Source organism: uncultured Campylobacter sp. (assembly GCF_938045775.1).
In the GTDB taxonomy this organism is placed as follows: domain Bacteria; phylum Campylobacterota; class Campylobacteria; order Campylobacterales; family Campylobacteraceae; genus Campylobacter_B.
Genome location: NZ_CALIBH010000284.1, coordinates 1 through 5,584, shown reverse-complemented (window position 1 = coordinate 5,584; position 5,584 = coordinate 1). Strand labels below are relative to the sequence as shown.

3 protein-coding genes, 1 tRNA gene and 1 pseudogene are annotated in these 5,584 nt (G+C 43.8%); all 5 read left to right on the top strand.

Annotated features, from left to right (window positions below):
- Window positions 1-191, top strand: a pseudogene (locus tag Q0238_RS11935) (DUF2130 domain-containing protein); the annotation flags it as partial.
- A 1,093-nt stretch (window positions 192-1,284) separates the two neighbouring features.
- Window positions 1,285-2,229 (top strand): YccF domain-containing protein, encoded by a 945-nt coding sequence (locus Q0238_RS11930; RefSeq protein ID WP_297946431.1) that lies wholly within the window; start codon window positions 1,285-1,287, stop codon window positions 2,227-2,229.
- Window positions 2,230-2,851: 622 nt separating this feature from the next.
- Window positions 2,852-2,928, top strand: a tRNA-Ile gene (locus Q0238_RS11925).
- Window positions 2,929-3,178: 250 nt separating this feature from the next.
- Window positions 3,179-4,489: a dicarboxylate/amino acid:cation symporter gene (locus Q0238_RS11920; RefSeq protein ID WP_297946428.1), complete on the top strand. Its 1,311-nt coding sequence runs from the start codon at window positions 3,179-3,181 to the stop codon at window positions 4,487-4,489.
- A 28-nt stretch (window positions 4,490-4,517) separates the two neighbouring features.
- Complete coding sequence (locus Q0238_RS11915) at window positions 4,518-5,198, top strand: amino acid racemase (RefSeq protein ID WP_297946425.1); 681 nt, start codon at window positions 4,518-4,520, stop codon at window positions 5,196-5,198.
- The last annotated feature ends 386 nt before the right edge of the window (window positions 5,199-5,584 follow it).

Below are 5,584 nucleotides of genomic sequence, written 5' to 3'. Positions count from 1 at the left end.
ATAAGGAGCGCAACGCGATGGAGCGCATCTGGAAACAGCGCGAAAAACAGATCGCCCGTGCGCGAGACGGCGCGATCGCGATGCACGCAAGCATCAGAAGTATCGCGGGAAGCGGCGTAGCGCAGCTGGAGGACGTCGATGAAATTTTAAGCCTCGAAGCGATTGCGGCGGAGGGCGAAGCGGAGGATTAGGCTTAGATCGGCTTGGCTCTGCGCGGCGCGAAGCTAGAATTTGCATAAGTAGCATAACGCTCGGCTTCGAGACGGCGTGAGATTAAAATTTTTCAAAATAATGCGGTAGCTATCTATGATAGAGTGGCACTAAAATTTTGTGAAATATCAAGTAGCAGTTTTGGTGCTAGGAATTTTGTCTATAAATTTTACCCTGATAGCGGCACTGCTTACGTGGCGACGGAATTTTGTTTTTGAAATTTCATCTCAGCAAATACGCTTGCGGTGGCGTAAAAATTGTTTGCTAAATTTCTATTTTGATAAAACTGAGTTGCTGCCGCGATAAGGATGCTATTCGCGTAAAATTTATTGACTAGATATGCCCGAGGCCATAAAATCCGTTTAAAAATTTATGACGAGCGTTTTCGAAAAGGTTCGCATCAAAGCTCTCGTAAGGTTCTTGCTAAAATTTGTCGCAAAGACTTTACACAAAAATCCTAGGCAAAGCATTATGCTGGATTTACATAAATTCACAGTAAGTCTGCGCGTCAAATTTGTATTAAAATTAGTGGAGAAAGTTTTTGCTAAAGCTCGCGCCAAAATTCGTAGCAGAATTTTAAAATTTCGCTTTACTGCGCCGTGAAAATTCTAAAATTTTGGTTCGCAAAATTCACAAAAATTCATAAAATTTTTCAAAATTTTAGCGTCAAAATTTTTAAAATTCCTAACCCTTTCAAAATAAATTTTAAATTTCGCAAACTCCCTTGCCATAGCTATTTGCAGGGTAAAATTTTATCGCGCAAAAGCGCTTGTTACCAATCGTTAACCCCCCCCCCTCCTATCATTCCACAGTTGTTTTGCATACGGTGGTTTGCATGCATAAGGCTCGTTTTGCACGCCATAGCCGCAGGCGTGGGCGCGTTGCGCTAAAGGGGTGTGCGCCTTAGTATCTCTTAGTGTTTCGGCACGTTTTAGCGCTTTGCCGCGCCATAGCGCTTCGGCGCGCCTTTTCGCGCGAGTTGTGCCAAATGCTTTGCAAAACGGATGAGAGGCTGTGCGAGCTGTCTGAGGTAGACGGCTCGCTTGATTTGCATAATTTATAAAGAGGTAAAATATGCGTATCTTAGGTAACATTATTTGGTTTTTTATGGCTGGTTGGATCCTTGCTATCTTGACCTATTTGTCAGGTTTGATCCTTACCATTTTAGTCGTGACCGCTCCCGTGGGGTTAGGTCTTATGGAATATGGCAAATTCCTATTTTTGCCCTTTACGCACGATATGGTGCGTAAAAAGAAAGGATCGATAACCGACGCGGTGCATATGACGTATCAGACTTACGCGAATATCGTTAAGGTCATTTACATCATAGTTTTTGGTATTTGGCTTTTTATTGGTGGAATTTTTACGGTTATAGGTCAGTTCATTACCATCATCGGAATTCCGTGCGCTATCGTGCTTGCCAAGTCTCTAGGCACTATCTTTAATCCTGTAGATAAGGTTTGCATCAGCCACGATTTAGCCGAGGAACTAAGACATAGAGTGGCTGCGGCTAAAGCAGACGAGATAAGCGGAGTGCAGCAAAGCGCAGCCGCAGAGTTGCTACAAAACTGCGAATACGACGTAACGCCTCAGAAGCTATCCGTAGTGACGATAGTAGCTACGGTATGTAGCGTGGTGCTTGTTTTGCTCGCAGCAGCGGTTGTGCTACCAAGAGTGAACTTATTGGCTACTAGGGAGGATGCGGAGATTGCTAAGTTGACGACAAATTTAATGACTGTTGAAACTGATATAAGGATCTATAATATGGGATATGGAAAATTCTCATCCGATCTTTCGGCTATGACGAATGTTCCTTTAATATCTAACGGAGTGAATTCGGCGTATCTAATGGGCGCGAATATCTACAAATGCTTCGTAATCAGCGTGGATAACAAAAAGAAAACGATCACTATCGAAAAAGGGCCCGATGCCGAAAATAAGATTTGCAAGGGAGCGTCTGAAAATCATTACGGCGCCGAGATATTGTCGAGATCGCCTATTAGCGTAGAAAGCTTTTGATTGGTTCGCGAGTACGGCGAGTTTATCGCGGCGGATTTAAAAGAGGATTTGCGCGCAAAGATGAAATTTGCATCAAAATTTATCTTTTTATCCGCCATCTTTGTGAATGCTAAACGGTGCCGTATCGCGCTAAGCGCCGTGCTACGCGATACGATTATGCGGCTCGCCTGTAATTTGCTTGTGGTTTTTGTACGCAATACGGCATGTGCGCTTGCTCAGCTATCTTTTGACATTTTGCCGTATGCGATACGGTACATTGCTAGCTTCCGCGGTTCGCTCGCATTCCGTATGTGATGAGGCATTTTTACTGCGGCACGATTTTAAATTTAAATTTGGCGCAAGATTACGCAAGGCCGTAATGCGCTGTAAATCCTAGCGGTGCGTTTGTCGTTAGCTTGTGCACTGCGACGCATTTTAAATCGCGCCGTTAAATTTTAAATCGTTTGCTTTGATTTGTTGTTTGCTCGCTTTCAAAGCGGCGCTAAATTTTGCACAAAAGTCGTGCTGCGCGCCATAGAGTTTATCGTGACATTCGCTTAGTGATAAGCGTGAAATTTATGATTGATTTTAACGCCGTTTTAAGATTATTTTTGTAAAATCACATTTCTTTTTTACCGCTGGCGGGCTCATAGCTCAGTTGGTTAGAGCATCCGGCTCATAACCGGATGGTCCTAGGTTCAAGTCCTAGTGAGCCCACCACCACAAAATTTCGGCTTTTCACTGCATCAAAATCCGCAAAATTCTATAAAATTTCATGTGTCGTTTTTCCTTTGAAATTCTGCTTCATAACTTCAAAAAACAAAGCCTGCCGCATAATTTCAGCTTTAAAATGCGGTTAAGCTTGTGATCGAATTTTCAAATTTAACTTTCATTTGGCGACCGATTAAATTTTATTTTATGGCAAGTTGCGGTAGAATTCCGTTAAAATTCTTAGTGCAGGGAGATGTCCATGTCAGAAAATCAAACGAAAAAAGGCGGAATTTTAGCCTTTTATTTTAACTCAAGCTTGCTTTGGCGCATCATTATCGCTTTAGTGTTGGGCTCTGCGATCGGTATGTTGCTACCTAAAAATATGCCGGTAGGCGATACCACGTGGGTAGCGATTTTAACGCCTTTGGGAGATCTTTTCGTGCGGCTTTTAAAGATGATCATGGTGCCAATCATCATCTGCTCACTCATCGTGGGCACGAGCAGCATCTCGCCCGCGCACCTGGGTAAAGTAGGCGTTAAGGCGATCATATTTTACGCTATAACGACGCTTTTTGCGATCGTCATCGGCCTAGCGTGTGCGTTTATATTTTCTCCAGGTAGCGGGCTTGATCTAAGCGATGCGTCCAAGGCTGTCGAAAAGGCAGCGAACGCGCCTAGTATGAGTAAAATTTTGCTTAATATAATTCCTACGAATCCTTTTGATTCCATAGCCAAGGGCGAAATTTTGCCGATCATCGCGTTTTGCTTATTTCTTGGCGTAGGGCTTGCGTTTTGCCGCGACAGTAGTGATGCTCGTATTAAAAATTCCGCTGATACGGTTTATAATTTTTTCGACGGAATGAGTGAGATTATGTTTAAGGTCGTGCACTGGGTGATGCAATACGCGCCAATTGGCGTTTTTGCGCTAATGTTTGTAGTGTTTAATAAAAGCGGTATCGAGGCTTTCAGCTCGCTATTAAATGTCACGATTACCCTATACGTGGGACTTGCGATTCAAGTATTTGCGGTTTATTGCGTTATTTGTATGCTTATCGGAGTTAGCCCGATTAAATTCCTTAAAAAAGTGCGTCCGCCGATGCTTACGGCTTTTGTTACCCGCAGCTCCAACGGCACGCTTCCGATTACGATGCAAACCGCCGAAGATATGGGAATTCCAAAGGCGATCTACGGCTTTGTTTTGCCCGTGGGTGCTACGGTGAATATGAACGGCACGACCGTGTATTTGGGCGTTTGCTCGCTCTTTATCGCTAATGCTTGCGGTATCGATCTAAATAGCAGCCACTACCTCACGATCATCATCACTTCGATGCTTGCTGCGATCGGAACTGCCGGAGTTCCGGGAGCTGGTGCGCTGATGCTGCTTTTAGTGCTCGAATCTATCGGCGTCAAGGTAAGTGGTAACGTAGCGATCGCTTACGGAATGATTTTAGGCATTGATGCGATTTTGGATATGGGGCGAACCTCGATGAACGTAACGGGCGATGTTGTCGCGTCGATCTACGTCGCAAAGAGCGAAAACGAAATGGATATGAGTAAGTGGGAGAATTAACCCAATTAAAATTTAGAGAGGACGAGCTATGAAAAGAGTTGGGATTATCGGTGGAATGGGACCTTTGGCGAGTGCGGATCTGTATATGAAGATCATAGAAGAGACTGCTGCGGGCAGTGATCAAGAAAATATTCCGCTTGTAATCGATAGCTATCCGCAGATCGAAGATCGCACGGCATTTATCTTAGGCAAGGGCGAAAATCCGCTTCCGCGCCTAAGCGAGAGCGCCGTTAGGCTCAAAAATGCAGGCTGCAAGGCGTTTGCAATGGCGTGCAACACGGCGCATTTTTTCGCAGACGATGTAGAAGCTGCGGCGGAAATCCCGCTAATTCATATTGCCGAGGTCACCGTAAAAGCGATCCGCAGAAATTATCCAAACGCCCATAAAATCGCTGTGCTAGCCACTATTGGTACAAAAAAAGCTAAAATTTACGACGATCCGCTTAAAGAAGCAGGGCTAATCAGCGTGGAGCTTGGCGAAGAAAATCAAGCGATTTTGATGGATTGCATCTACAAAGGAGTTAAGGCGGGCAAGACTGCTGAATACGTGGGGGCTTTTGAGAATTTGCTAGGCAAAATCGATGCTGATATTTATGTCGTTGCCTGCACTGAGCTGCCGCTATTTTTGCCGTTAATCAAAAGCGATAAAATTTTCGTCGATCCTACTAGAGAGCTTGCCAAAGCGATCGTGGAATTCTCAAGATCGTAGAGCCGCAAGGCTTTGCAAGCGGAATTCTAAACCGCAAAATTTTACGATGATTTAAGTCGTAGAATTTTGCGGAATTGCGTTAGCTCAAAATTCCATCGAGGTGAAATTTTATGATAGTGGAATTTCATCACAGCATTTTAAACTTAAAATTTTATCAAAATTTAATCCGCAAAACCCAGAATGTAAAACCTCCGAAGTAAAATTCCGTAACAAAATTTGCTCGTAAAATTTCGCGCTGAAATTTAAGCTAAAATTCCATTAAATTTGACCGTTTCTAAAGCCCGAATTTACTATAATTTCCAAATCAAAAAAGGATCAAAATGAGCGACTACACCCACCTGCACCTTCACACCGAGTATTCGCTGCTAGACGGCGCGAATAAAGTA